We start from the raw sequence: 23,064 nt of genomic DNA, 5'->3' as shown, positions 1-23,064 counted from the left end.
TTGCGGTGCAATCATTGAAACCGGTTCGACTCCTGGTCTAGGGATGGCACTGGAGACCGATTGAATGGCGACGAACCTTGCCCCGGGTGCACCCGGCATTCCGGCACGCTGGACCTCGAGCGCCAAGAGCGGCGTCGGCACCGCGCTCTCGCCGGCCTGCCCGATCTGGTTCACCATCAGCCACGGTATCCTCAACGAGATCTACTACCCGCGCCTCGATAGCGCATGCACCCGCGATCTGGGGCTGATCGTCACCGGACCCGACGGCTATTTCTCGGAAGAAAAACGCGACGCCGAACACAGTATCGAACCCCTGGCGGACGGGGTGCCTGCCTACCGGCTGGTCAACACCGCAAGCGATGGAACCTACAGGATCGAAAAGCGCATCCTGACGGATCCGGAACGTCCCGTCTTGCTGCAGGAGATCATGTTCACGCCGCTCAAAGGCGCGGCCGCCGACTACCGCGTCTACGCGCTGCTGGCACCGCACCTCGTCAACGCCGGCATGGGCAACACCGCCTGGATCGACGACCATGAAGGACAGCCTGTCCTGTTTGCATCGGGACGCGGCACCTGCCTGGCGCTCGCCTCGTCGGTGCCGTGGAAGGCGTGCTCGGCCGGCTATGTCGGCGTCTCCGACGGCTGGCAGCAGCTTGGTCAAGGCGGCCGGCTCGATCCGGCCTGCCGCAGGGCCGAGGACGGCAATGTCGCGCTGACCGGCGAGATCGCCTTTTCGGCTGCGAACCCAAAAATATTGCTGGCGCTGGGCTTCGGCACGACGCCGCAACAGGCGGCGGAAACCGCTTTCGCCAGCCTGAGGCAAGGTTTTGAGCCCGCAGCCGGATCCTACGTCGACAAATGGCGCAAATGGCAGGCCGGATTGCTGCCGCTGGACCGGCATGCGGCGTCCGGCCTCAACAGCTACCGCCTCAGCACGGCGGTGCTGGCGACACACCGGTCGTCCGCCGGAGCAGCCGTTGCCAGCCTGTCGATCCCGTGGGGCTTCAACAAGGGCGACGACGATCTCGGCGGCTATCACCTGGTCTGGCCGCGCGATCTGGTCGAAACCGCCGGCGGCTTCCTCGCTGCCGGCGACCCGGCGGAAGCCTTGCGCATCCTTGGCTATCTGCGCTCGATCCAGCAGCCGGACGGCCATTGGCCGCAGAACGCCTGGCTCGACGGATCGGCCTATTGGCCGGGCATCCAGATGGACGAATGCGCCTTCCCGCTGCTGCTTGCCGACGCACTGCGCCGCGCCGGCCATTTGCCGCCTGCCGCACTCTCCTCCTTCATGCCGATGATCGAGCGCGCTGCCGCCTATGTCGTGCGCAACGGCCCGGTCACCGGCGAGGACCGCTGGGAAGAAGACGCCGGCTACAGCCCGTTCACACTTGCGGTCGAGATCGCCGCATTGCTTGCGGCTGCGGACATCTTCGATGCCGCCGGCAAAACAGAGCCGGCAAACTATCTGCGCGAAACCGCCGACGTCTGGAACGATCAGATCGAGCGCTGGACCTACGTGGCCGGCACCGCCGCATGCGAGCAAGCCAGCGTCGAAGGCTACTATGTCCGCATTGCGCCGCCCGACAAAGCCGGCGCGGCATCGCCGAAAGACGGCTACGTCCCGATCAAGAACCGCCCGCCGGCCGATACGGACCGGCCGGCCAAGGCGATCGTCAGCCCGGATGCGCTGGCGCTGGTCCGCTTCGGCCTCAGGGCGGCCGACGATCCGCGCATCCTCGACACGGTCAAGGTCATCGACGCGCAATTGCGCTGCGAACTGCCGCAGGGCCCGCTCTGGTACCGCTACAATGGCGACGGCTATGGCGAGCATGCCGACGGCGCGCCCTTCGATGGAACCGGCCGGGGCCGGCCCTGGCCGCTGCTGGTCGGCGAGCGCGCTCATTACGAGCTGGCGGCAGGCCGCAGGGATAGTGCGGCAAGCCTGCTCAGGACGTTCGAGAACTCTGCCGGACCGGGCGGCCTGCTACCGGAGCAGGTCTGGGACGGTCCCGACATGCCGGAGCGCGAATTGCGGCATGGCGGGCCCTCCGGCAGCGCCAAGCCGCTGGTCTGGGCGCATTCCGAGCACATCAAGCTGCTGCGGTCGCTGCGCGACGGCACGGTGTTCGACATGCCGCCGCAAGGCGTCAAGCGCTATATCGAGGGCAGGACGGTGTCGCGCTTCAGGGCATGGCGCTTCAACCACAAGATCCGTACCATCCCGGCAGGCAAGGCGCTGCGCATCGAACTTCTGGCCCGGGCGGTGGTTCATTGGAGCAGCGACAATTGGGCAACCGTCCATGACACCGAGACCACCGCGAATGCTTTCGGCATCCATCTTGCGGAATTGCAGGTTGCCGAGATTGCTCCAGGCAATAGCCCGGGCAATAGCATTGTCTTCACTTTCTTCTGGCCCGATAGCGGCCATTGGGAGAATGCTGACTTTTCTGTCGGCATCGGCGATACAGGATAGAGCATGACCCCGCAAAGTGGAGACCGGTTTTCGGACAAGATCATGCTTCAATCACGGCGCCACTAGATCATCGATCCCTCAAGTAAGGCAGGACGAGACCATGCAGATAGGAATGATGGGACTGGGCCGGATGGGCGCCAACATGGTTCGGCGCCTGCTGCGCGATGGCCACGAATGCGTCGTCTACGATATTAACCCGGCGAGCGTCGCCGCGCTTGTGAGCGCCGGCGCGGTCGGAGCCGCCTCGATGGAGGAGTTCGTCGGCAAGCTGGCGAAGCCGCGCAGCGCCTGGCTGATGCTGCCTGCGGCGATCACCGGCAAGATCGTCGACCAGGTGGCTGCCCTGATGGAGCCGGGCGACATCATCATAGACGGCGGCAATTCCTATTATCACGAGGCCGTCGACCACGCCGCGCGCCTCGCCTTGAAAGGCTTGAGCTATGTCGATGTCGGCACCAGCGGCGGCGTCTGGGGCCTCGAGCGCGGCTACTGCCTGATGATCGGCGGCCCCGACAGCGCGGTCCGGCATCTCGATCCGGTCTTCGCAACGCTGGCGCCAGGCGCCGACGCCGCTTCGCCCGCCCCTGCCAAGGATGCCGGAACCTCGCCCTTCGGCTATCTCCACTGCGGACCAAGCGGCGCCGGCCATTTCGTCAAGATGGTCCATAACGGCATCGAATATGGCGTCATGGCCGCCTATGCCGAAGGCATGAACATCCTGAAATCGGCGAATGCCGGCAAACGGCAGCGCACCGCCGATGCGGAAACCAGCCCGCTGGAAAACCCGCAATATTACCAGTTCGACATCGACATCGCTGAAGTGGCCGAGGTCTGGCGGCACGGCAGCGTCATCGGCTCGTGGCTGCTCGACCTGACGGCCGGCGTACTGAAGGCCGATTCGTCGTTGACGCAGTTCGGCGGGCGGGTCTCGGATTCCGGCGAAGGCCGCTGGACGCTGAAGGCGGCGATCGACACCGGCGTGCCGGCGCCGGTGCTGTCCTCGGCGCTGTTCGACAGGTTCTCCTCGCAAGGCGAATCCGAATTCGCCGACAAGCTTCTGTCCGCCATGCGCTATGCCTTTGGCGGCCATGTCGAAAAACCCAAGGCCGGTTCGTGACGGGCGACAGGGAGGCACGCCCATGAGCCAGGAACGATCGGACACGCTGGTGCTTTTCGGCGCCACCGGCGATCTCGCCCACAAGAAGATCTTCCCCGCCCTTTACGCCATGGTGGCCAAAGGGACGCTGAACGAGCCGGTGATCGGCGTCGCCTTCGATCCCTGGGACCCCGCCAAGCTGCAGGCGCGCGCCCGCGACGGCATCGTCAACGCCTTGGGCAGCATCGACGACAAGATCTTTGCCAGGCTTGCATCGCTGCTGCGCTATGTCAGCGGCGACTATCGGGCGCCTGCGACCTTCGAGAAGCTGAAGACCGCGCTCGGCAGCGCTGAGCGGCCGCTGCACTATCTGGCGGTGCCGCCGGCGATGTTCGAGGTGGTCGTCCAGGGGCTGGAGCAGTCGGGCGCCGCCCAGGGCGCGCGCCTGATGGTGGAAAAGCCATTCGGCCACGATCTGCAATCGGCGCGCTGGCTGAACCGGGTGCTGCATCTGGTCTTCGACGAAAAGTCGATCTTCCGCATCGACCATTATCTCGGCAAGGAGGCGATCCAGAACCTGCTCTATTTCCGCTTCGCCAATTCCTTCCTCGAGCCGATCTGGAACCGCAATTACGTCGAGAGCGTGCAGATCACCATGGCCGAGGATTTCGGCGTCGAGGGCCGCGGCCGCTTCTATGACGAGGTCGGCTGCATTCGCGACGTCGTCGAAAACCATCTGCTCAACATCCTCTTGCTGCTCGCCATGGAACCGCCGGTCGGCCGCTCGGCCGACGATCTCATCGACGAGAAGGTGCAGGTCCTGCGGGCGATCCGGACGCTGACCAGGGACGATGTGGTGCGCGGCCAGTTCGACGGCTATCTCAACGAGCCGGGCGTGGCGCCGAACTCGCCGGTCGAGACCTTCGCGGCGGTGCGCTTTTTCGTCGATACCTGGCGCTGGCAGGATGTGCCGTTCTTCATTCGCGCCGGCAAATCCCTGCCGGTGCACGCCACCGAGGTCATCGTGCAACTGAAGCGACCGCCGCTCGACGTCTTCGATCCGATCAAGCCCGGCGACTGCAATCACGTGCGCTTCCGCATCGATCCTCAGGTGGCGATCTCGATCGGCGCCCGTCGCAAGGCGCCCGGCGATGACATGGTCGGTGAGCAGGTCGAGCTCACCGCGCTGGACGATTCGAAGGGCGACATGCCGCCGTACGAGCGGTTGATCGGCGACGCCATGAACGGCAACGGCCAGCTTTTCACCCGCCAGGACGCCAGCGAGCTCGCCTGGCGCATCGTCGGCCCGGTGCTCGGCGACACCACGCCGCCCCCTGTCTACGCGCCAAAGACGTGGGGGCCGGCCGAAGCCATGGCTGGATTCGGGCCGCCGAACGGCTGGATCAATCCAGCGAAATGATTTCTGGAAGGTGAAAGCGATGGCCAAGGCGGTGAAGCAACCGGCATCGGAGGAAGAAAAGATCGTGCTTGCGATCGATATCGGCGGCTCGCACGTCAAGATCCGCACCAGTGCCGGCGGCGACGAGCGCAAGACCGCTTCCGGACCGGAGCTTACGCCGCAGCAGATGGTCGCGGCGGTGAAGACGCTCGCCGAAGGGCTGCGCTACGATGTCGTCTCGATGGGCTATCCGGGCCCGGTGCACCACAACCGGCCGCTGACCGAACCCGCCAATCTCGGCAAGGGCTGGGTCGGCTGCGATTTCGCCGCCGAGTTCGGCAAACCGGTCAAGGTCGTTAACGATGCGCTCATGCAGGCCATCGGCAGTTATGAGGGCGGCCGCATGCTGTTCCTTGGCCTCGGCACCGGCCTTGGGGCCGCGATGATCGTCGATAACGTTGCCCAGCCGATGGAGCTTGCCCATCTTCCCTACAAGAAGCGCGGCAGTTTCGAAGACTATGTCGGCGAACGCGGCCTGCAAAAGCGCGGCAAGAAGAAATGGCGCAAACACGTCTTCGACGTGGTCGACCGGCTTCGCGCCGCCATGCAGCCGGACTACGTGGTCATCGGCGGCGGCAATGTCGACGAACTCACCGACTTGCCCGCCGATTGCAGACGCGGCGACAACACACGCGCCTTCGAGGGCGGATTTCGACTATGGCGCGACAAATCCCTGATTATTTGATATTGCTGATTGTCTGATATTATCGAGCACCGGCTCAGGGTTGTTAATCCCGCGCTGCCGTTAGTATTATTATTCAAAATAATGTGTGACGTGGTGCGGCGTCATTGCATTGCGCAGATTTGCCGACTAGGAATTTCTGCGACCCCCATGGACGGAGAGATAGATTGACCGACGACAACAACAACGCTCGCAAAAATATCGACCTGCTCGAGCTGACCGCCCATATCGTGTCCGCCTATGTCGAGAAGAACCGCTTGCCGGCTTCCGGCCTCGGCGATCTCATCGCCAGCGTCAGCGCTTCCATAGGCGGCCTCGGGCAACCGGCTGTGCCGGTCGCCGCGCCGCTGACGCCTGCCGTCAATCCCAAGAAATCGGTGACGCCGGACTACATCATCTGTCTCGAGGACGGCAAGAAGTTCAAATCCTTGAAGCGCCATATCGGCGTTCATTTCGGGCTGACGCCCGACGCCTATCGCGCCAAATGGGGCCTGCCGTCGGACTACCCGATGGTCGCCCCCAACTACGCGGCCTCGCGTTCGCAGCTGGCCAAGGCGATCGGTCTCGGCCGCAAAGCCCCCCCGCCCGCGCCCGTCAAGGGCAGGGGCAGGAAGGCCAAGGCGACGGCCTAAAGCATCGTTCGAAGCCCTGCAAACGCAAGCCTCGAAGATTGGCGGGACAGCGCCCCCCTCTGTCCTGCCGGACATCTCCCCCTCAAGGGGGGAGATCAGCTGCCTCGCCGATGGCGCTACGCTTTAAACGTACAAATCTTTGAACGTACAAATTGCCTTCGAAGCCGGAGACTGGCGAAGGACGTCGCGACGTCCAATCTCCCCCCTTGAGGGGGAGATGTCCGGCAGGACAGAGGGGGGGCGCGAAGGAACTCGACCTGCGCGCCAAATAACCCTCTCCATCTCCGCCGAGCGTGGTTGCCGCCTGCAATTGGTATGGCAGCCTGAAAAAAGCTGGAGCCACGCCGGATTTTTGCGCGCGCCCTGCGCCGAACTGCGCTAAAGGCTTTTTTGGCCGGACCAGCGCCCATCGAGGAAGTGCCCCGCCGGCCGACATAGCCGCCACGGGGCCTTATTCCATGACCACAGAATCCCAAGTACCATCCGACCAGCGCTATGCCGCCTTTCGCCATCGGCCGTTCCTGAGCTACTGGGCGGCCCGCTTCCTCTCGACATTCTCCACCCAGATCGTGTCGGTCGCCGTCGGCTGGCAGATCTACGATCTCACCCGCGACCCGTTCGACCTCGGCCTTGTCGGCATCGTCCAGTTCCTGCCTTCTCTGCTGCTGGTGCTGGTCACCGGCGACGTTGCCGATCGTTTCGGGCGCCGGCTGATCATGGCGCTGGCGGTGCTGGTCGAGGCGGGCTGCGCCTTGGCCCTGCTGCTGCTGACGCTACGCGGCCTCTCCGGGCCGATGCCGGTCTTCATCGTGCTCGCCATGTTCGGCATCGCGCGCGCCTTCTTCGGGCCGGCCTCCTCATCGCTGTTCGCCAATCTGGTGCCGCCCGAGGATTTTGCCAACGCCATCGCCTGGAACTCGTCCGCCTGGCAGACGGCAACCATCGTCGGGCCGGTCGCCGGCGGCCTGCTCTACGGGCTTTCAGCCGAAGCCGCCTACACCACCGCCGCTGTGCTGATGCTGGTTGCCGCCGTGCTGATCTTCACCATCCCGAAGCCTGCCCAGCGCAGCCGGACCGACAGGCCGACGGTACAGACCCTGTTCGCCGGCTTCGGCTATATCTGGAGCGAAAAGATCGTGCTCGGTGCGATTTCGCTCGATCTGTTTGCGGTGCTCCTGTCCGGCGCCTCGGCGCTGCTGCCGGTCTACGCGCGCGATATCCTCGAACTCGGCCCATGGGGGCTCGGCCTGTTGCGCTCGGCGCCCGGCGTCGGCGCCATCTGCGTCGCCATCTGGCTGGCCGGACACCCGATCCGCAACCATGCCGGCCTTGTCATGCTCGGCTTCGTCGCGCTGTTCGGCGCGTTCACGGTTCTGTTCGGCCTCTCGACCATCACCTGGCTGTCGATTGCGGCCCTTGCGCTGCTCGGCGCCACTGACATGTTCAGCGTCTATATCCGCGAGACGCTGATCCAGCTGTGGACGCCGGACGCCGTTCGCGGCCGCGTCAACGCCGTCAACCAGGTGTTTGTCGGCGCTTCCAATGAGCTCGGCGAATTCCGCGCCGGTACCATGGCGGCGTTGATCGGCACGGTTCCGGCCGTGGTGGTCGGGGGTGTCGGGGCGATCGCTGTTGCCGGCCTATGGGCGGTGCTGTTCCCGCAGCTGCGCAAGGTGCGTCATCTCAGGGGGCGAAACTGATTACCGCAGCGCCGGCTTGCCGAAAATCATCGGCAGGAACTCGCCGAGCCAGCGCTTGAGGTGCATGTCCCAGATCAGCCGGCCGCCGAGATGATCGCGGCCGGGCTGCGCGCCGGGCAGTTCGAAGCGGTGCGCGCCGCGCACCACCCAGCGCTGCATCATCGCCCGGGTCAATTCGCCATGGAACTGAATGCCCCAGGCATTGTCGCCATAGCGGAAGGCCTGGTTGGGATAGGTTTCGGCCGTCGCCAAAAGCGTCGCGTCCTTCGGCAGCGAAAACCCTTCGCGATGGAACTGATAGACCATCTCCGGCCAATGCATCAGCCTGCTGCCCGCTTCGGTCGCCTTCAGCGGATACCAGCCGATTTCGACGAGGCCCTCGCCATGGCCCTCGACCCTGCCGCCAAGATGCTTGACCAGCATTTGCGCGCCGAGGCAGATGCCAAGCAGCGGCCGGTTCTCGTTGAGCGGAATTTTGAGCCAGTCGGTCTCGCGGCGGACGAACTCGTCGCCGTCATTGGCGCTCATCGGCCCTCCGAACACCACGGCGCCGGCATGGCCATCCAGCGTCTGCGGCAAGGCCTCGCCGAGCGGCGGTCGGCGGATGTCGAGGTCGAAGCCTTCCTCGATAAGCATATGGCCGACCCGTCCGGGGCTCGAATGCTCCTGATGCAGCACGATCAGGATCTTTGGTCTCGGACTTGGCTTGGGCGGCATTGGAAGGCGGGATCCTGTCTATTCGTCGCTTGAGGTTCCGGCAGCACCAGGCGCCGCGGCGGCCGCCTTGAGACGCGCCTCGACACGGTCGCGACGTTCGACGCCGATCAGCTCGGCGACCCGCCACACGGTATTGTCCTCGAGCTCGTGCAGCTCGCCATCGGCATAGACGATCTCCCACATCAGGCCGATGAAGGCCTTTCGCGCCTCGGCGTCGAGATGGCGCTTGAGCACGCTGGTGAAGGCGTAGAGGTCGATCGCCTCATTGTCGGCCCGCTCGCCGGCAGCCGCCAACGCGTCGAGTTCGTCACCGCTGATCGAGTAGCTTTCCGCCAGCACCTTCTTGAACCGTTCCCATTCGCTATCCTGGCGCACCCCGTCGGCGTTCATCACGTGGAAAAGCAGGGCGGACGCGGCAATGCGCGGATCGTCGGCGCTGGGGCTGGCGCCACCACCGGACGGCAGATCCCTTAGAAACGACAAAACGCGTTCGAACATCAAATCATTCCCAATAAGCCGGGGTCCACTTGACCCTGATCAGAATAAACGAAACCGGCGCGTCGATTTATCCGCCGCGTCGTCTGGATCGACGCCGGGGTCGTCGGGCAGCCGCGTCAGCTCCTGCGCCGGCTCGACGGCCTCGGCATCTTCCGGCACTTGGGCAAACGCCGCCGCGGTGATTGGTGTCACATGATCCTCGCCGGCGCGGTCGTCCGTCTTCTCCTCGGTCGCTGTGCCCGGTGTCTCCGCCGTGTGCTCGATCGACCCGGCCCTTTCCTGTACCGGCCTGGCTGGAGCCGCCGCGATGGCCGGCACCTGCACCTCCGGCGTATCCTCATGACCGTCGATCAACTGCCCGAGCCGCTCCATCGGCGCCCGCCATTCGAATGCATCGAGCCTGCCGGTGATCGGCGATACCGGAGCCCAGCGGTCGGAGACGACGCCGTCGGCAACCCAGGCCGGGTCGCGCGGCGCTCTCACCGCCTTCGACAGCAACTGCCGCACCTTGCCCTGGTCGCCGGTCTCGGCCTCCTCGATATCGGCCAGCAGCAGATAGGCGCCTTCGCGGCGATCGATGCGGATGGCGGCTTCCGCCTCGCGGCGGGCGGTTGAAAAATCCTGCGCATCTAGCGCGGCGCGCGCCACGGCAAGCGAGGACTCGGCATGGTTCTTCTTCAGCTCCTGCAGCTTCTTTGCCCGGTTCAGCCGGTCGAGCACGGCATCGCCCGGCCTGGCATGGGTGTAGAGCTCGGCGATCTCCGGATGGGGCTCGGCCTTCCACGCCGCCTCGAGGATTTTCGAGCCTTTGCGCACGTCGTTCTGTCTAAACAGCAATTTCGCCGCGACGACCGCCGCCGGTGCAAAATCCGGCCGCAGCCGATTGGCTTCGAGCGCCGCCGTCCTTGCGGCATTGGCATCGCTGTCGATCAGCGCCTGCGCCTTGGCGGTCAGCAGCACGACGCGGCGCCGGTTGGCGGCGTCACGCTCGATCTGCCGGGTCGACTTCTGGGCGTCGACCAGTTTCAGCGCGCCATCCCAGTCGCCGCGTTCGGTCAGGTCTTCCAGCGTCGATTCGGCCGCCCAGGCCAGTTGCGGCGCTACCGCCGCGGCACGGCCGGCATAGTGGCGGGCTGCGTTGCGGTCGCCGAGCCGCTCGGCCTCGAGATAAAGCCCGCGCAGGCCGAGCAGCCGCATTTCGGGATCATCGAGCATGGTCTCGAACTTTTCGCGGGCGCCTTCATGGTCGCCTTCGAGCAGCGAGGCCTGCGCGTCGAGCAGCTGGATCAGTGGCTCCTGATCGGAGCGGATCAGCTTTGCCGCTTCCTTGGTCTTCTTGCGGGCGAGCGCGCCGTCACCGGCGCCGGCGGCGATCATCCCGGTCGACAGCGCCTGGTAGCCGCGGTCGCGGCGACGCACGCGGAAATAGCGCGAGATCGTATAGGGGCTGTTCCACAGCGCCTTGACCAGCCACCAGACGATCATTACCGCGGCAACCACGGCAACGACCGCCACCGCCGCGACCATCAGGCTGACCTGGTATTTATAGCCGTTGAAGGTGACGAGCATTTCGCCCGGCCGGTCGGCCAGCCAGGCGAAGCCGAGCCCGAGCGCAAAGACGACGGCAAGGAAGGCGAGGATGCGGATCATCGGGTTCCTCACGCCTTCATCGCGCCTGCGATGAGCGAATCGATCTGCGTCTCGACCTCCATCCGCGCTTTCAACTTGCCGGCAAAGTCGGCGCCGGCGGCCTTGGCCGCCTCAGGCAGGGTTTCATATTCGCTGAGCGCCTTGGCGTAGTCGCCCTGGCTGACCGCGACCTCCATGCGAGCGACGGTTTCCGGGACGCCGGTGCCTTCGACGGCGCCGATCGGCCTGACCTTGACCAGCGATTCGGCGCTGGACAGCAGCTTCTGCAGGATGCCGGCATTCTGGTCGATGGGCGTCGCGGCAGCGACCATCGCGTTGGCGGCGGCGTCCGCTTCGGCGGCGATCTCGGAGCGCATCGAGACGCCCTTTTCGGCATAGGTGCGCAACGTCGCGATCTCGGGTGCATCGGGTGAGATCGCGGCAAAGGTTTCCAGCTCGGCGGCGAACGGTGCACCACGGTCGAGCGCTGCCTTGAGCGCCGAAGCGGCAATGGCCAGTGCGATCTTCGGCTGCGAAGCCTGTGCATCGACCTTGCCGGAGATCTGTGAAACCGACTGTTCCAGGGCCGCAAGCCGGCTGTCCTGCGCCTTTGTCGTCTCGCCGGCCGATTTCACCAGCGCATCGAGCGCGGCCAGCCTTTCGTTGAGCGGGCCGAGATCGACCGGCGCCGTACCGCCGGCTTTGCCGAGGGCCGCAACCGCCGTCTCGATCTGCCTTACCTTGTCGCCAAGTGCTGCCAGGCCGGCATTGTCGCCGGCACCGCCTTGCTCGACCGCCGACTTCAACGCCGCGACGTCCGCCCTGACCTGATCCAGCGCCGACGACAGCCCGTCCACCTTGGCCGATGCGTCATTGTTGGCGCCGGCCTGTCTGAGGTCCGCGACCTCGCGTTTCAGCGAAACGATCTCACCATTGATCGCGTCGAGCGACACGCCGCCCGTCCCCGGCGCACCGAGCAGGCCGGCAAATTGCAGCCCGCCGGCCGCGGCGAGGGCGATGACGCCGCCGATAATACCGGCGGCGATGCCGTTGATGCCGCTTCGCTTCGGCTGCGCTGCCATATGGTCGTCCCTCGTCTCAGCTGTCTTCTCGCCGGAACCTGGGATCCTCGGTTCGTTGGCCCCGGTTCCGCTGGATGCATCTTCGAAGCTGTAATCGGAAACCGCGGAGCGCCCGGCCGGCGCATCCGAACCGGCGGGATAGGGGGTTTCCGCTTCCCTGGCAGAATCGTCGCCGGCGTCCGCCGGCTCTTGCGTGCCGGCCGGCGCGGCTGCGTCGGCATGTTCCCATGGCTCGAGATCGGTCTGGTCCGCATGCACCGGCTCTTCAGGTGGCTCCGGCTGCGAGGCGTTCGCCGCTTCCTCGGCCCGCGCCTCGTCGGTCTGCGAGGTCACGGCATCCTGTTTGTCGGCGACTCGGGAGACGGCGCCAGGCTCAAGCTCGATGGTCACCGGCTCACGGCGGCTCTTGGAATGCCGCATCTTCGGCGTCTTGACCATGCTCGGGCTCCGCAAAATTCGCTTCGGGATGGTTGAAAGGGTCTAGCACATCACCAAGCGGTGAAAAGGGGCGGCGTGATGACGCCACGGCTTGGAGTTCAGTTTTGGCAAAACGCCGCAGGGCCGAATCCACGTTTCAAGCCAAGGCCCATGCTCGGCACACAAAAAACCCGCCTCGGCGGGCGGGTCGTTGGAGCCAATTGGCACCATAGCCAAATTAGTAGCATAGCTGCCGGCACAAAGCAAGAACAAAATGTGCCCGAGAGCAATCGCCTGAGTTTGGCGCCGCCCCTCGAGGACGGCACAGAGCCGCCGCTAATGCCATCAGCGCGGCGCCTGCAAAAGTCCCAGCAGCGCGTCCTCGCTGGGCTCAGGCGCAATCCGGATCTCGGCTACATCGCCCAAGGCCGCGGCGATGCGCCCCGATAATCCGAAAAAGCGCGTTTTTTCAAAAACACCGCGCAGCACCGGCCGGCTAGCCAGGGCCTGCATAGCGGTGGCCGCCTTGGCCGAGTAGAGCAGCACCGCCTCGACCGGCCGGGCGGACAGGCGCGCAAGAACGGCCTCGTCGGAGTAATCCAGGACAACGGTGTCGTAGGTCTCGACGGCGCGGATCTGAACGCCCGACGCCAACAGCCCTTCCTCGAAGCCGGGAAATCTTACCCGCCCGCAGAGATAGACGATCGTCTGCCCCGCGTAACCGCCAGCAAGCGCATCGGCCAGCGCCTCGGCATTGCCCGGGCCTTCGCTGACCGACAGAAACCCGGCAGCGCGGGCGGCTTCCGCCGTCTTCCTGCCGACGGCGTGGCACGGCAAGCCGGCGAGCGCCGCGATGACCTCTTTCGGCGCATGGCGAACGGCATTGGCGCTGGTGACCGCGACCGCCGCGGCGTCAGCGAGCGCGCCGGCATCGACCGGCAGCGTCACGGTTCCGGTCAATGGCAGCAGGATCGGCTGAAAGCCGGCATCCGCAAGCCGGCGCCCCGTGCGCGACGCGCCCGGTTCGGGCCTCGTCACCAGGACGCGGAGCATGTCAGGTCCAGCCATCGAAGAATGTTTCGCCGGCCTTGGCCCGAACGGTCGCCGCGGCTTCCGCGCCAATGCGCGCCGCCTCCTGCGCCGGCCCTTGCAGCCTGACTTCATGCGACTGCGTGCCATCGGGCGAGATGATCAGCCCGGCAAAGGAAACCGTTCCGCCCGATATCGTCGCATGTCCGGCGATCGGCGTGCGGCAGGACCCGTCGAGCGCCGCCAGGAAGGCGCGCTCGCAGGCCAGCGCCTCGCCGGTCGGCCCGTCGTGGATCGCTGCCAGCATCTGTTCTACGTCGCGGTCTCCGATGCGGCTTTCGATGCAGATCGCGCCTTGCCCCGGCGCCGGCGGAAAGACCTCGAGCGGCATCAGGTCGGTGACGACGTCTTCGAGCCCGAGCCGCTTCAGCCCGGCATAGGCGAGGATGGTGCCGTCGGCGATGCCGTCGTCGAGCTTGCGCAGCCGCGTCTGCACATTGCCGCGAAACATCACCACTTCGACGTCCGGCCGCATCCGCCGGATCAGCGCCTGGCGCCGCAGCGACGACGAACCGACCCTGGCGCCTTGCGGCAGGCCTGCAATCGTTCGCGCCGCCTTGCCGATGAAGGCATCGCGCGCGTCCTCGCGCGGCAGGAACGCGGACAGTTCCAGCCCCTCGGGCAACAGCGTCGGCATGTCCTTCGACGAATGCACGGCGATGTCGATGCGGCGCGCCAGCAGCGCCTCCTCGATCTCCTTGGTGAACAGGCCCTTGCCGCCGGCTTCCGACAGCGGCCGGTCCTGGATGCGGTCGCCGGTGGTCGAGATGACAACCACCTCGAAAGCTTCCGCCGGCATGCCGTGCGCCGCCATCAGCCGCGCCTGCGTTTCATGCGCCTGCGCCAGCGCCAGCGGGCTGCCGCGTGTTCCGATTCTCAAGGTTGTTTGCATGACGCGTCGTCCGTGATAACCCCCGGCAGGTTTTCGGGCTTTCTCCTATCGGGGAAAGGCCGGTTGCACAATCATCGAGGACAGCGACGAATTGATCCGCGTTCTGGGCATCGAGACGAGTTGCGACGAGACCGCCGCCAGCGTGGTGGCGCTGGACGGTCGCAGCACGCCGCAAATCCTGTCGAACATCGTGCTCAGCCAGATCGAGGAGCATGCTGCTTTCGGCGGCGTCGTGCCGGAGATCGCCGCGCGCGCCCATGTCGAGGCGCTCGACGGCATCATCGAGGCAGCGCTGGCCGATTCCGGCGTCGAGCTCGCCGACATCGATGCGATTGCCGCCACCGCCGGCCCCGGTCTTGTCGGCGGGCTGATCGTCGGCCTGATGACGGCCAAAGCAATCGCCGCGGCAGCAAAAAAACCGCTGATCGCCATCAACCATCTCGAAGGCCATGCGCTGACGGCCAGATTGACCGACGGCCTCGACTTTCCCTACCTCTTGCTGCTGGTCTCCGGCGGCCATACCCAGATCGTCGCCGTGCGCGGCGTCGGCGACTACCAGCGCTGGGCGACGACGATCGACGACGCGCTTGGCGAGGCCTTCGACAAGACGGCCAAGATGCTCGGCCTGCCCTATCCGGGCGGACCGAATGTCGAGAAGGCGGCGGCAACCGGTGACGCGACGCGTTTCGCCTTTCCGCGCCCGATGAAGGGCTCCGTGCAGCCCGATTTTTCCTTCTCCGGCCTCAAGACCGCGGTGCGCCAAGCGGCAACCGCGATTGCCCCGCTGAGCGACCAGGATGTCGCCGATATCTGCGCCTCGTTCCAGGCGGCGGTCGCGGATGCGCTGGGCGACCGTGTTGCGCGGGCGCTGACCCGGTTCCGTCAGCAATTCCCGGACAAGGCCGAGCCTGCATTGGTTGTCGCCGGCGGCGTCGCCGCCAATCGGACCATCAAGGCGACATTGCAGGGCCTGTGCGAGCAGGCCGGGTTCAGCTTCGTCGCGCCGCCGCTCAACCTCTGCACCGACAATGCGGCGATGATCGCCTGGGCCGGCATCGAGCGCTTGCGCGCCGGCATATCAGGTGAAAACGCCGCCGATTTCGTGCCGCGCTCGCGCTGGCCGCTGGACAGCGTCTCGGCCCCGATGGTCGGCTCGGGCCGGCGTGGGGCCAAGGCATGACCGGCAGCGAGCACAAGGCGCCAAGCGGCTGGCGCGTCGCCGTGCTCGGCGGCGGCGCCTGGGGCACGGCGCTGGCGCTGGCCACGCTGCGCGCCGGTCATTTCGTCCGCCTCTATGCGCGCGACCCGGAGACCGTCGCGGCGGTCGACCGTGGCGAAAATCCGCGCTATCTGCCGGGCATTGCGCTCGATCCCGGCATCGTGGCGACGAGCGACATCGAGGCGGCGCTCGACGGTGCCGACTGCGTTCTGGCGGTAGCGCCGGCGCAATCGTTGCGGATTATGCTGACGGCCGCGTCCAGCCATATGCCGGAAGGCGTCCCGCTGGTCCTCTGCGCCAAGGGCATCGAGCGCGACACCGGCGCGCTGCTGTCGTCCATCACCGAGGAAATACTGCCGGCAAATCCGGTCGCCGCTTTGTCCGGCCCAAGCTTTGCCACCGATGTCGCCAGGGGCCTGCCGACGGCCGTCGTGGTCGCCGCCCGCGACGAGGCTCTGGCCACCGAGCTTGCCGCCCGCTTTTCGGCGGAAAATCTGCGCTGTTATTCGAGCGACGATCTGATCGGCGTCGAGATCGGCGGCGCGCTGAAGAACGTCTTTGCCATTGCCGCGGGTGCCGTCACCGGCGCCGGGCTCGGTGCCAGCGCCCAGGCGGCGATGGTGACGCGCGGCTTCGTCGAATTGCGCCGCATCGGCGCCGCCTTTGGCGCCAGGCCGGAGACGCTGATGGGGCTTTCCGGCCTCGGCGACCTGCTGCTCACCTGCTCGTCCGCGCAGTCGCGCAATTTCGCCTATGGGCTGGCGCTGGGGCAAGGCAAGCCGCTTGCCGGCTTGCCTTTGGCCGAAGGCGTGCCGACGGCTGCAATCGCCGCCCGCATCGCCGGCGAGCGCCGGATCGACGCGCCGATCATCGCCGCCGTCGCCGCCATACTGGACGGCACCATAACTATAGACCAGGCTGTGTCGGCGTTGATGACAAGGCCACTCAAGACCGAAACCGACATGTAATCGCGAACGATTGCGGAGATGGAAAGATGCTGTTTGCGTTGATTTGCAAGGACAAGCCAGGAAGCCTGCAGGTGCGGCTCGACACGCGGCCCGAGCACATTGCCTTTCTGGAAGGGCTGAACGGCGACAAGAAACTGGGTTTCGCCGGCCCTTTCCTCGACGCCGACGGCAAGCCGGACGGCAGCCTCGTCGTTGTCGAGGCGCCCGATCTGGCGGCGGCAAAAGCCCTGTCGGCGGCCGATCCCTATACCAAGGCAGGGCTGTTCGAAAGCGTCGAAATCCGGCAATGGAACTGGAGCTTCAACAAACCTGTGAGTGAATGATCGTTCGTTCGCGCTGCCCCTCATCCGCCTGCCGGCACCTTCTCCCCGTGAAGAACGGGGAGAAGGGAGAAGCTCCAGCGCTGGCGACCCCTCTCCCCGTCCTTACGGGGAGCGGGTAAGGGTGAGGGGCAGCGCCAACGCTGGATAGCGACAAACCGACAACGGCAACGGGACAACTGAGATGAACTACTGGCTGTTCAAATCCGAACCTTCGGTCTTCTCCTTCGAGGACCTCAAGGCCAAGGGCAAGGCCGGCACGCAGTGGGACGGCGTGCGCAATTATGCGGCGCGCAACAACATGAAGGCGATGCAGATCGGCGATCTCGGCTTCTTCTACCATTCCAATGACGGGCTGGACATCGTCGGCATCGCCGAAGTCTGCGCTCTGGCCCATCAGGACAGCACCACCGACGATCCCCGCTGGGAGTGCGTCGACATCCGCGCCTTCAAGGCCATGCCGAAGCCGGTGACGCTGGAGCAGGCCAAGGCCAATCCAAAGCTGGCCGACATGGCGCTGGTGCGGCTCGGGCGGCTGTCTGTGCAGCCGGTGACGCCGGCCGAATGGCAAGAGGTTTGCCGCATGGGCGGCCTGACGCCGGCGCCATGACGGCGCTGACGCCGGACAGCGCCAGGAAATTCATCCTCGACAACACGGCGCTGATGGCGCCGCCGCATGTGCCGGAGATCCGCCTGCACCTGGCCGACGAGGCGCACGAACTGTGGCAGCGGACCGAGGACGAGCTGACCGAAATCGGCCTGCCGCCACCCTTCTGGGCTTTTGCCTGGGCCGGCGGCCAAGGCCTTGCCCGCTACATCCTCGACAATCCGGCGGCGGTGCGCGGCAAGCGCGTGCTGGACTTCGCCTCCGGCTCCGGCCTTGTCGCCATTGCCGCGGTGAAGGCCGGAGCTGCCGAGGTGATCGCCGCCGATATCGACCCATTCTGCGCGACCGCGATCCGCCTCAATGCCGAGGCAAATGGGACCGAGATAAAATTCCTCATCGGTGACTGCATCGGCAGCGATGCCGGCTGGGACGTGGTGCTGGCCGGCGACGTCTTCTACGACAAAACTTTCGCCGACAGGCTGATGCCGTGGTTCGTCGCGCTGAAGGCGCGCGGCGGCGACATCCTCGTCGGTGATCCCGGCCGTTCCTATCTGCCGAGGGCGGGACTGGAATCGCTTGCCGTCTATGAAGTGGCGGTGACCCGGGCGCTGGAGGACGCCGAGGTCAAGCGCACCACCGTCTGGCGCCTTGCTTGACGGCATCGCCGAACAGGCGTTCCATCGCGCAATCGACCGGAGGGAACCATGGATTTTTCAGCAATCAATTGGCTGGCGGTAATCGTCGCCGCCGTCGTGGCGTGGCTGTTCGGCGGGGCCTGGTACATGGGCTTGAGCAAGCCGTGGCTGAAGGCCGCCAAGCTTGATCCGGCGACCATGAGCAAATCGATGCTGCCCTTCGTCGTCTCCTTCGTCGCGGAGCTCGTCATGGCGCTGGTCATGTCGCTGATCATTGGCGCCGTGACCGGCGGCGAACCGAGCCTGCTTGCCGGGGTGATCTTCGGCTTCGTTCTCTGGCTGGGGTTCGTCGCCACGACGCTTTCGGTCAACCATCGCTACGAAGGTTTCGGCTGGGATCTGACGCTGATCGATGTCGGTCACTGGCTCGGCGTGCTGCTTCTCATCGGCGCGGTGATCGGCTGGTTCGGCGCGGCGGCGGGCTGAACGTCAGGTCGGGGTCCTTGCGATTTCGTCGAGGAGCCAAGCGCGAAAGGCGACGATGCGCGCATCGTTCGCCGCAGTCTCCGGATAGACCAGGAAATAGGCGAATTCGGGCGCGACCTTGATGCCGAGTTCGAACGGCCGGATCAGCCTACCTTCCGAAAGGTCGTTCGCCACCATGGCGAAATCGGCGAGCGCGACCGCGTTGCCGTCGAGCGCGGCCTGGACGGCATCGGTCGAATTGCCGAACACGATGGTCCGGCTGTCGTCGAAATCGTCGACGCCCGCTGCCGCCATCCACATGCTCCAGTTCGGCCAGGTGACGCCCTGGCGCGACCACTCGATATGGGCCAGCGTATGGTGGAACAGGTCGCGCGGCTCCTTGAGCGGCGGCCCTGACCGCAGCAAGGCCGGGCTGCAGACGGGGATGATGACGTTTTCGAACAGCCGGTGCGAGCGAAGCCCCGGATATTTGCCGGTGCCGAAACGGATGCCGAGATCGACGTCGTCGCGATCGAAGTCGCGCACCTCGTAACTGATGTCGAAACGCAGCTCGATTGCCGGATGCTGCTTGCGAAAATCGTCGACGCGCCGCATCAGCCACTTCGTCGCGAATTGCGCATCGAGGGTGACCTTCAGCAGCGCCGATCCGCGCGCCGCCTTCTGCGCCCGTGAGACGGCCCGGCCAAGCAGGTCGAGCGCATCGGTCGAAGCTTCGAACAGCACCGCGCCCGCCTCGGTCAACCGGATCGTGCGGCTGGTGCGTGTGAACAGCACGATGCCGAGCTGATCCTCGATTTCCTTGATCTGATGGCTGACCGCTGCCGGCGTCAGGCCGAGCTCGTCGGCGGCGCGGGTGAAATTGAGGTGCCGGGCCGCTGCCTCCAGCGTCCGCAGCGCACGGGTTCCAGGCAGCAGGCGCGCCATCAGTGCCAGACGAGGAGGGTTCGGTCGAGCATTCCAATCATCATCAAACAAAACTTGAAGATGCAGAAAAAACTACTCGTTTCCCGTTTGAATTTCAATCCGCCATGCTCTGAGCATCGAAGAAACATCAAACCGGATTTGATGTCCGGAGAAGCGGATTGCACCATGTCTGACATCGCCTTGCGCTCGGTAACCCTCCGCCCGGCCTGGCTGCGCGCCGTGCTTGAATGGCTTCGGCACGCAAAAATCGCGGTCAGTCTTCCCTACGAAAATGTCGAGGATCTCTCCGATCGCCAGCTTCGCGACATCGGCGGCGAACGCAAGGACATCGCACGCGCCATGGACCGCGAACTCGGCCGGCTCGGCCTTCTCGACATCGGGTGGCAAAGGAGTAGGGGAGTAGGGGAGTAGGGGAGTAGGGGAGTAGGAAAGCTAAGCGGCGCGCCCGCCCTTGTCTCTACTCTTACTGCCCTACTCCCCTATTCCCCTATTCCCTCACCTCACCACCCTTACCACCGTCCGCTCTGACAGCAGCGGCAGCAGCCGTGCCATGGTGCGGGCCGTTACCGCGACGCAGCCTTGCGTCGGCGTGAAGCCGGGGCGCGCCAGGTGGAAGAAGATGGCGCTGCCGCGCCCGCGCCGGCGCGGCACAATGTTCCAGTCCAGCACCAGGCAGGCGTCATAGAGATCGTCGGTGCGCAGCATCCGCTCATGGCTGGCGCCATAGGGGATTTTGACCGGGCGGTTGTAGTTGCGGTCCCCAGGCACTTCGCACCAGCCGAGGTCGGGGCCGATCGGCGTCATCGCCAGCCGCGTCCGGCGGCCGCCGGCAAAACGGTCGCCGCGAAAATATCCCGACAATATCCGCATCGAGGCAAGCGGCGTGGCGCCGTCGCCCTCGCGCTTGCCGGCCGAGATGCCGCCATGCCCCAGCGCACATGGAAACACCAGTTTGCCGGCCTGCAGAAAGCCCTGGCTGGGTTGGCCGGGGCGCGCGCGCACGGTGAGCACGGTGAGCCCTTTAGGCAAAATTGCGCCGACTGCATTGCGATCGTGTTTTTTCTTGTATGATCGTGCCACGGAACAAATCACTGTGAACGGCTGTTGTGCCGGTCAGCTTCCGCATAAACAGGCAGCGGTCAACTGAAATCTCTTTTCAAAACAACGGATTGATCCATGACTTCACGCACCATTCTGATCGTCGACGACGATGACGACCTGCGCGGCACCCTTGTCGAGCAATTGTCGCTTTATGAGGAATTCGATGTCCTGCAGGAAGCGACCGCCGCCAAAGGCGTCGCCACGGCGCGTGGCGGGCTCATCGACCTGCTCATCATGGATGTCGGCCTGCCCGACATGGATGGCCGCGAGGCGGTAAAGATATTGCGCAAGGGCGGCTACAAGGCGCCGATCATCATGCTGACCGGCCATGATACCGATTCCGACACCATCCTTGGCCTCGAGGCCGGCGCCAACGACTATGTGACGAAGCCGTTCCGTTTTGCCGTGCTGCTGGCCCGCATCCGCGCGCAGTTGCGCCAGCACGAACAGAGCGAGGACGCCACTTTCTCGGTCGGCCCCTACACGTTCAAGCCCAGCCAGAAGCTTCTGATCGACCCGCGCGGCGCCAAGGTGCGGCTGACCGAAAAGGAAGCCTCGATCATCAAATATCTCTACCGTGCCGACCAGAAGGTGGTGACCCGCGACGTGCTGCTGGAGGAAGTCTGGGGCTACAATTCCGGCGTCACCACGCATACGCTCGAAACTCACGTCTACCGGCTGCGCCAGAAGATCGAGCGCGATCCTTCCAACGCGGAAATTCTCGTGACAGAAAGCGGCGGCTACAAGCTGGTTCCTTAAACATTTCATTATTCAAATAAGCGATCCGGGCGGGGCGCTTTTCGGGTACGGTCCTGAGGCTGGAGGTGGTTTTGGATCGGCCTCGTAGGGGAGGAGTCGGACTAACGGTTCGGGGACATAGCTAGATGGCGCTGGATGACGACATCCGCATCCTGTCCACCGTGAGGCTCTTCGAGGGCTTTACGCAGGAACAGCTGCGTCTGCTCGCCTTCGGCGCCGAAACCACCATGTTGAAAGCCGACCACAAGCTTTACCGCGAGGACGACGAGGCCGATTCAGCCTACATCGTCGTCGGCGGCCGCATCGTGCTCTACCGCGAGCACGACGGCGAGCGCATCCCGATCGGCACCGCCGGCCCCGGCACCATACTCAGCGAACTGGCGCTGATCGCCGACACCAACCGGCTGACCAGCGCCTCCGCCGAAATCGATTCGGAAGTGCTGCGGCTCAGCCGCAAGATGTTCCGCCGCATCCTCGAGGAATACCCGGAACTGGCGGTTCACTTGCACCAGCGCATTTTGGAGGATTTCCAGGCGATGATCCGCCGCATCGAGGAACTTGGGCCGCGTTTTGCCGGCTAATGTAGCGCCTTTGGCCTAGCCAGATTGGAACTGCGAGGGCTCAGGGCCGGTGCATTGCGGAAACAAGCTCGGCCTTGCGCCGTGCCGTCTCCAGTCCCAGCGCAATGAAGCGGCGCGCATGTTTGGCCAGCTCCATATTGTCGGTCCACAGATTGCGCCAGATCGCGGTTTTCCGCGACAGGTTCTCGTCGACGATTTCCGAGGAGAAGGACTCGAAGCTGAGGTCGTCGCTGTAGCCGATGGCGGTCAGCGCATCGAATATCGCGGCAAAATCGATATTGCCGGTGCCGAGGAAACCGCGATGGCTCTCGCCGATATGGACATAGCCGATCTTCCCGACCGCATTGCGAATGGCCAAGCCGACATCGGCCTCCTCGATGTTCATGTGGAAGCTGTCGAGATGCAGGAAGATATTGTCAGAGCCACTGTCCGCGATGAAGGCCATGCCTTGCGCGGCGGTGTTGAGCAGATTGCTTTCGAAGCGGTTGACGATTTCGAGGTTGAGGGTGACGCCGGCTGATTTTGCCGTGTCCGCCACCTTGGCCAGCGTGCCGGCGCTGCGGTCCCACTGGTCACGCGTCGGCGCCTCGTTTTGCAAGCCGTGGCTGGTGCTGAGGATGCCGGCAACCTTCTGGCCGCCGAGATCGCGGGTCAGCGCGATCGTACGTTCCAGGATTTCGACGCCGTGCGCGGCAATCGTTTTGTCGGCGCTCGAAATATCGCCGTCGGCCGGCAGTCCAATGCTGATCGCAACGCCGAGGCCGAGATCGGCGATCCGCTTGGCCAAGCCGTCAATGTCGACATTGGCGGGGTCGAGATAGGAGAATTCGATCAGGTCGAAGCCGGCTTCCCTGGTGTTGGCCAGCGTCCGCTCGAGGTCGCCCTGCGCCGAGCTCGCCGACCAGACGAATGAGTGGATTCCGATGCGCGACATGATCGTCTCCGGTTATTTCCAGCTGACCCAAGTCCAAAGCGGTTTTGGCAATCCAATGCTCGGACAAAAAGGTGGGGGCGGGGAGAACGGCCCCCCCAGCCTCGGGGGGGGTAGCGCGCGGCGGGGCGCGCCCTGTTAGGCTTTAAATTTTGGTGCGGTAT

Annotated in this window: 24 protein-coding genes; 15 read left to right on the top strand and 9 right to left on the bottom strand. The window is 65.2% G+C overall.

Annotated elements, in window-relative coordinates; translation table 11 throughout:
- The first annotated feature begins 64 nt into the window (after positions 1–64).
- The 6 genes from NKH49_RS08195 to NKH49_RS08170 all read left to right on the top strand — a co-directional run bounded on the left by NKH49_RS08195 (position 65) and on the right by NKH49_RS08170 (position 8,045).
- Positions 65–2,476, top strand: a complete 2,412-nt coding sequence (locus NKH49_RS08195) for a glucan 1,4-alpha-glucosidase (protein WP_352683744.1) — start codon at positions 65–67, stop codon at positions 2,474–2,476.
- A 100-nt stretch (positions 2,477–2,576) separates the two neighbouring features.
- Entirely contained in the window at positions 2,577–3,593 is a 1,017-nt protein-coding gene (gnd, locus tag NKH49_RS08190) for a phosphogluconate dehydrogenase (NAD(+)-dependent, decarboxylating) (RefSeq protein ID WP_352470756.1), read from the top strand.
- Between the two features lie 22 nt (positions 3,594–3,615).
- The gene (gene zwf / locus NKH49_RS08185; RefSeq protein ID WP_352481008.1) at positions 3,616–4,992 is read left to right on the top strand and encodes a glucose-6-phosphate dehydrogenase; all 1,377 of its coding nucleotides are present in this window, start codon (positions 3,616–3,618) and stop codon (positions 4,990–4,992) included.
- Positions 4,993–5,011: 19 nt separating this feature from the next.
- Positions 5,012–5,716, top strand: coding sequence for an ROK family protein (locus tag NKH49_RS08180; protein ID WP_352481009.1), 705 nt, complete (start codon positions 5,012–5,014; stop codon positions 5,714–5,716).
- 164 nt (positions 5,717–5,880) lie between these two features.
- On the top strand, positions 5,881–6,345 hold the full coding sequence (locus NKH49_RS08175; RefSeq protein ID WP_352481010.1) for a Ros/MucR family transcriptional regulator: 465 nt from the start codon (positions 5,881–5,883) through the stop codon (positions 6,343–6,345).
- Between the two features lie 458 nt (positions 6,346–6,803).
- Positions 6,804–8,045 carry an MFS transporter gene (locus NKH49_RS08170; protein ID WP_352481011.1) on the top strand — a complete coding sequence of 414 codons (1,242 nt, stop codon included), beginning with the start codon at positions 6,804–6,806 and terminating at the stop codon, positions 8,043–8,045.
- Here the strand turns inward: NKH49_RS08170 and NKH49_RS08165 are convergent, their stop codons facing one another.
- The 6 genes from NKH49_RS08165 to hemC form a co-directional block, all read right to left on the bottom strand.
- Positions 8,046–8,762 carry a glutamine amidotransferase gene (locus NKH49_RS08165; RefSeq protein WP_292657163.1) on the bottom strand — a complete coding sequence of 239 codons (717 nt, stop codon included), beginning with the start codon at positions 8,760–8,762 and terminating at the stop codon, positions 8,046–8,048.
- 18 nt (positions 8,763–8,780) lie between these two features.
- Positions 8,781–9,260: a tellurite resistance TerB family protein gene (locus NKH49_RS08160; protein WP_352470762.1), complete on the bottom strand. Its 480-nt coding sequence runs from the start codon at positions 9,258–9,260 to the stop codon at positions 8,781–8,783.
- 39 nt (positions 9,261–9,299) lie between these two features.
- Positions 9,300–10,910, bottom strand: a complete 1,611-nt coding sequence (locus NKH49_RS08155) for a heme biosynthesis protein HemY (RefSeq protein ID WP_352925892.1) — start codon at positions 10,908–10,910, stop codon at positions 9,300–9,302.
- Between the two features lie 8 nt (positions 10,911–10,918).
- Positions 10,919–12,409: a COG4223 family protein gene (locus NKH49_RS08150; protein WP_352613167.1), complete on the bottom strand. Its 1,491-nt coding sequence runs from the start codon at positions 12,407–12,409 to the stop codon at positions 10,919–10,921.
- Between the two features lie 324 nt (positions 12,410–12,733).
- A complete protein-coding gene (locus tag NKH49_RS08145) occupies positions 12,734–13,441 on the bottom strand; it encodes a uroporphyrinogen-III synthase (RefSeq protein WP_352767423.1) in 708 nt (235 codons plus the stop codon).
- A gap of 1 nt (position 13,442) precedes the next feature.
- A complete protein-coding gene (hemC, locus tag NKH49_RS08140; RefSeq protein WP_352817356.1) occupies positions 13,443–14,369 on the bottom strand; it encodes a hydroxymethylbilane synthase in 927 nt (308 codons plus the stop codon).
- A 94-nt stretch (positions 14,370–14,463) separates the two neighbouring features.
- Here hemC and tsaD point away from each other — a divergent pair, with 94 nt between their 5' ends.
- The 6 genes from tsaD to NKH49_RS08110 all read left to right on the top strand — a co-directional run bounded on the left by tsaD (position 14,464) and on the right by NKH49_RS08110 (position 18,604).
- Entirely contained in the window at positions 14,464–15,549 is a 1,086-nt protein-coding gene (tsaD, locus tag NKH49_RS08135) for a tRNA (adenosine(37)-N6)-threonylcarbamoyltransferase complex transferase subunit TsaD (RefSeq protein WP_352540951.1), read from the top strand.
- Positions 15,546–16,556: an NAD(P)H-dependent glycerol-3-phosphate dehydrogenase gene (locus tag NKH49_RS08130; protein ID WP_352920499.1), complete on the top strand. Its 1,011-nt coding sequence runs from the start codon at positions 15,546–15,548 to the stop codon at positions 16,554–16,556. Before tsaD ends, NKH49_RS08130 begins: the two co-directional genes overlap by 4 nt.
- A 26-nt stretch (positions 16,557–16,582) precedes the next feature.
- Positions 16,583–16,879 carry a YciI-like protein gene (locus NKH49_RS08125; protein WP_352470768.1) on the top strand — a complete coding sequence of 99 codons (297 nt, stop codon included), beginning with the start codon at positions 16,583–16,585 and terminating at the stop codon, positions 16,877–16,879.
- Between the two features lie 181 nt (positions 16,880–17,060).
- Entirely contained in the window at positions 17,061–17,486 is a 426-nt protein-coding gene (locus tag NKH49_RS08120) for an EVE domain-containing protein (RefSeq protein WP_023680473.1), read from the top strand.
- Positions 17,441–18,139 carry a class I SAM-dependent methyltransferase gene (locus NKH49_RS08115; protein WP_502907853.1) on the top strand — a complete coding sequence of 233 codons (699 nt, stop codon included), beginning with the start codon at positions 17,441–17,443 and terminating at the stop codon, positions 18,137–18,139. The genes NKH49_RS08120 and NKH49_RS08115 overlap by 46 nt, the downstream gene beginning before the upstream one ends.
- 48 nt (positions 18,140–18,187) lie before the next feature.
- Positions 18,188–18,604, top strand: coding sequence for a DUF1761 domain-containing protein (locus tag NKH49_RS08110; protein WP_352817345.1), 417 nt, complete (start codon positions 18,188–18,190; stop codon positions 18,602–18,604).
- Between the two features lie 3 nt (positions 18,605–18,607).
- Here NKH49_RS08110 and gcvA read toward each other — a convergent pair whose 3' ends face one another.
- Positions 18,608–19,528 carry a transcriptional regulator GcvA gene (gene gcvA, locus NKH49_RS08105; protein WP_352925889.1) on the bottom strand — a complete coding sequence of 307 codons (921 nt, stop codon included), beginning with the start codon at positions 19,526–19,528 and terminating at the stop codon, positions 18,608–18,610.
- 165 nt (positions 19,529–19,693) lie between these two features.
- On the opposite strand from gcvA, the gene NKH49_RS08100 reads away from it, so the two are divergent.
- Entirely contained in the window at positions 19,694–19,939 is a 246-nt protein-coding gene (locus tag NKH49_RS08100; RefSeq protein WP_352925887.1) for a hypothetical protein, read from the top strand.
- 84 nt (positions 19,940–20,023) lie between these two features.
- On the opposite strand, the gene NKH49_RS08095 is transcribed toward NKH49_RS08100, so the two are convergent.
- Positions 20,024–20,560, bottom strand: a complete 537-nt coding sequence (locus NKH49_RS08095; RefSeq protein ID WP_352925953.1) for a L,D-transpeptidase family protein — start codon at positions 20,558–20,560, stop codon at positions 20,024–20,026.
- Between the two features lie 144 nt (positions 20,561–20,704).
- Between NKH49_RS08095 and NKH49_RS08090 the strand changes: the two genes are divergently transcribed.
- Positions 20,705–21,388: a response regulator transcription factor gene (locus NKH49_RS08090; RefSeq protein ID WP_023680479.1), complete on the top strand. Its 684-nt coding sequence runs from the start codon at positions 20,705–20,707 to the stop codon at positions 21,386–21,388.
- A gap of 125 nt (positions 21,389–21,513) precedes the next feature.
- Positions 21,514–21,969, top strand: a complete 456-nt coding sequence (locus tag NKH49_RS08085; protein WP_352925885.1) for a Crp/Fnr family transcriptional regulator — start codon at positions 21,514–21,516, stop codon at positions 21,967–21,969.
- Positions 21,970–22,009: 40 nt separating this feature from the next.
- Here the strand turns inward: NKH49_RS08085 and NKH49_RS08080 are convergent, their stop codons facing one another.
- A complete protein-coding gene (locus NKH49_RS08080; protein ID WP_352925884.1) occupies positions 22,010–22,903 on the bottom strand; it encodes a sugar phosphate isomerase/epimerase family protein in 894 nt (297 codons plus the stop codon).
- Positions 22,904–23,064 lie beyond the last annotated feature (161 nt).

Origin of the sequence: Mesorhizobium sp. M1088, from assembly GCF_040318575.1 — a bacterium.
GTDB lineage: Bacteria > Pseudomonadota > Alphaproteobacteria > Rhizobiales > Rhizobiaceae > Mesorhizobium.
This window is presented reverse-complemented; position numbering and strand designations above follow the sequence as displayed.

What these genes read in the sequence shown, in the direction of transcription:
- NKH49_RS08115 (WP_502907853.1), top strand. Translation starts at nt 17,441, where the DNA reads ATGGCAAGAGGTTTGCCGCATGGGCGGCCTGACGCCGGCGCCATGACG.
- NKH49_RS08165 (WP_292657163.1), bottom strand. Translation starts at nt 8,762, where the DNA reads ATGCCGCCCAAGCCAAGTCCGAGACCAAAGATCCTGATCGTGCTGCAT.
- NKH49_RS08090 (WP_023680479.1), top strand. Translation starts at nt 20,705, where the DNA reads ATGACTTCACGCACCATTCTGATCGTCGACGACGATGACGACCTGCGC.
- NKH49_RS08150 (WP_352613167.1), bottom strand. Translation starts at nt 12,409, where the DNA reads ATGGTCAAGACGCCGAAGATGCGGCATTCCAAGAGCCGCCGTGAGCCG.
- NKH49_RS08110 (WP_352817345.1), top strand. Translation starts at nt 18,188, where the DNA reads ATGGATTTTTCAGCAATCAATTGGCTGGCGGTAATCGTCGCCGCCGTC.
- NKH49_RS08145 (WP_352767423.1), bottom strand. Translation starts at nt 13,441, where the DNA reads ATGCTCCGCGTCCTGGTGACGAGGCCCGAACCGGGCGCGTCGCGCACG.
- NKH49_RS08155 (WP_352925892.1), bottom strand. Translation starts at nt 10,910, where the DNA reads ATGATCCGCATCCTCGCCTTCCTTGCCGTCGTCTTTGCGCTCGGGCTC.
- gnd (WP_352470756.1), top strand. Translation starts at nt 2,577, where the DNA reads ATGCAGATAGGAATGATGGGACTGGGCCGGATGGGCGCCAACATGGTT.
- gcvA (WP_352925889.1), bottom strand. Translation starts at nt 19,528, where the DNA reads ATGGCGCGCCTGCTGCCTGGAACCCGTGCGCTGCGGACGCTGGAGGCA.
- hemC (WP_352817356.1), bottom strand. Translation starts at nt 14,369, where the DNA reads ATGCAAACAACCTTGAGAATCGGAACACGCGGCAGCCCGCTGGCGCTG.
- NKH49_RS08085 (WP_352925885.1), top strand. Translation starts at nt 21,514, where the DNA reads ATGGCGCTGGATGACGACATCCGCATCCTGTCCACCGTGAGGCTCTTC.
- NKH49_RS08160 (WP_352470762.1), bottom strand. Translation starts at nt 9,260, where the DNA reads ATGTTCGAACGCGTTTTGTCGTTTCTAAGGGATCTGCCGTCCGGTGGT.
- NKH49_RS08170 (WP_352481011.1), top strand. Translation starts at nt 6,804, where the DNA reads ATGACCACAGAATCCCAAGTACCATCCGACCAGCGCTATGCCGCCTTT.
- NKH49_RS08195 (WP_352683744.1), top strand. Translation starts at nt 65, where the DNA reads ATGGCGACGAACCTTGCCCCGGGTGCACCCGGCATTCCGGCACGCTGG.
- NKH49_RS08100 (WP_352925887.1), top strand. Translation starts at nt 19,694, where the DNA reads ATGTCTGACATCGCCTTGCGCTCGGTAACCCTCCGCCCGGCCTGGCTG.
- zwf (WP_352481008.1), top strand. Translation starts at nt 3,616, where the DNA reads ATGAGCCAGGAACGATCGGACACGCTGGTGCTTTTCGGCGCCACCGGC.
- NKH49_RS08180 (WP_352481009.1), top strand. Translation starts at nt 5,012, where the DNA reads ATGGCCAAGGCGGTGAAGCAACCGGCATCGGAGGAAGAAAAGATCGTG.
- NKH49_RS08120 (WP_023680473.1), top strand. Translation starts at nt 17,061, where the DNA reads ATGAACTACTGGCTGTTCAAATCCGAACCTTCGGTCTTCTCCTTCGAG.
- NKH49_RS08125 (WP_352470768.1), top strand. Translation starts at nt 16,583, where the DNA reads ATGCTGTTTGCGTTGATTTGCAAGGACAAGCCAGGAAGCCTGCAGGTG.
- NKH49_RS08080 (WP_352925884.1), bottom strand. Translation starts at nt 22,903, where the DNA reads ATGTCGCGCATCGGAATCCACTCATTCGTCTGGTCGGCGAGCTCGGCG.
- NKH49_RS08130 (WP_352920499.1), top strand. Translation starts at nt 15,546, where the DNA reads ATGACCGGCAGCGAGCACAAGGCGCCAAGCGGCTGGCGCGTCGCCGTG.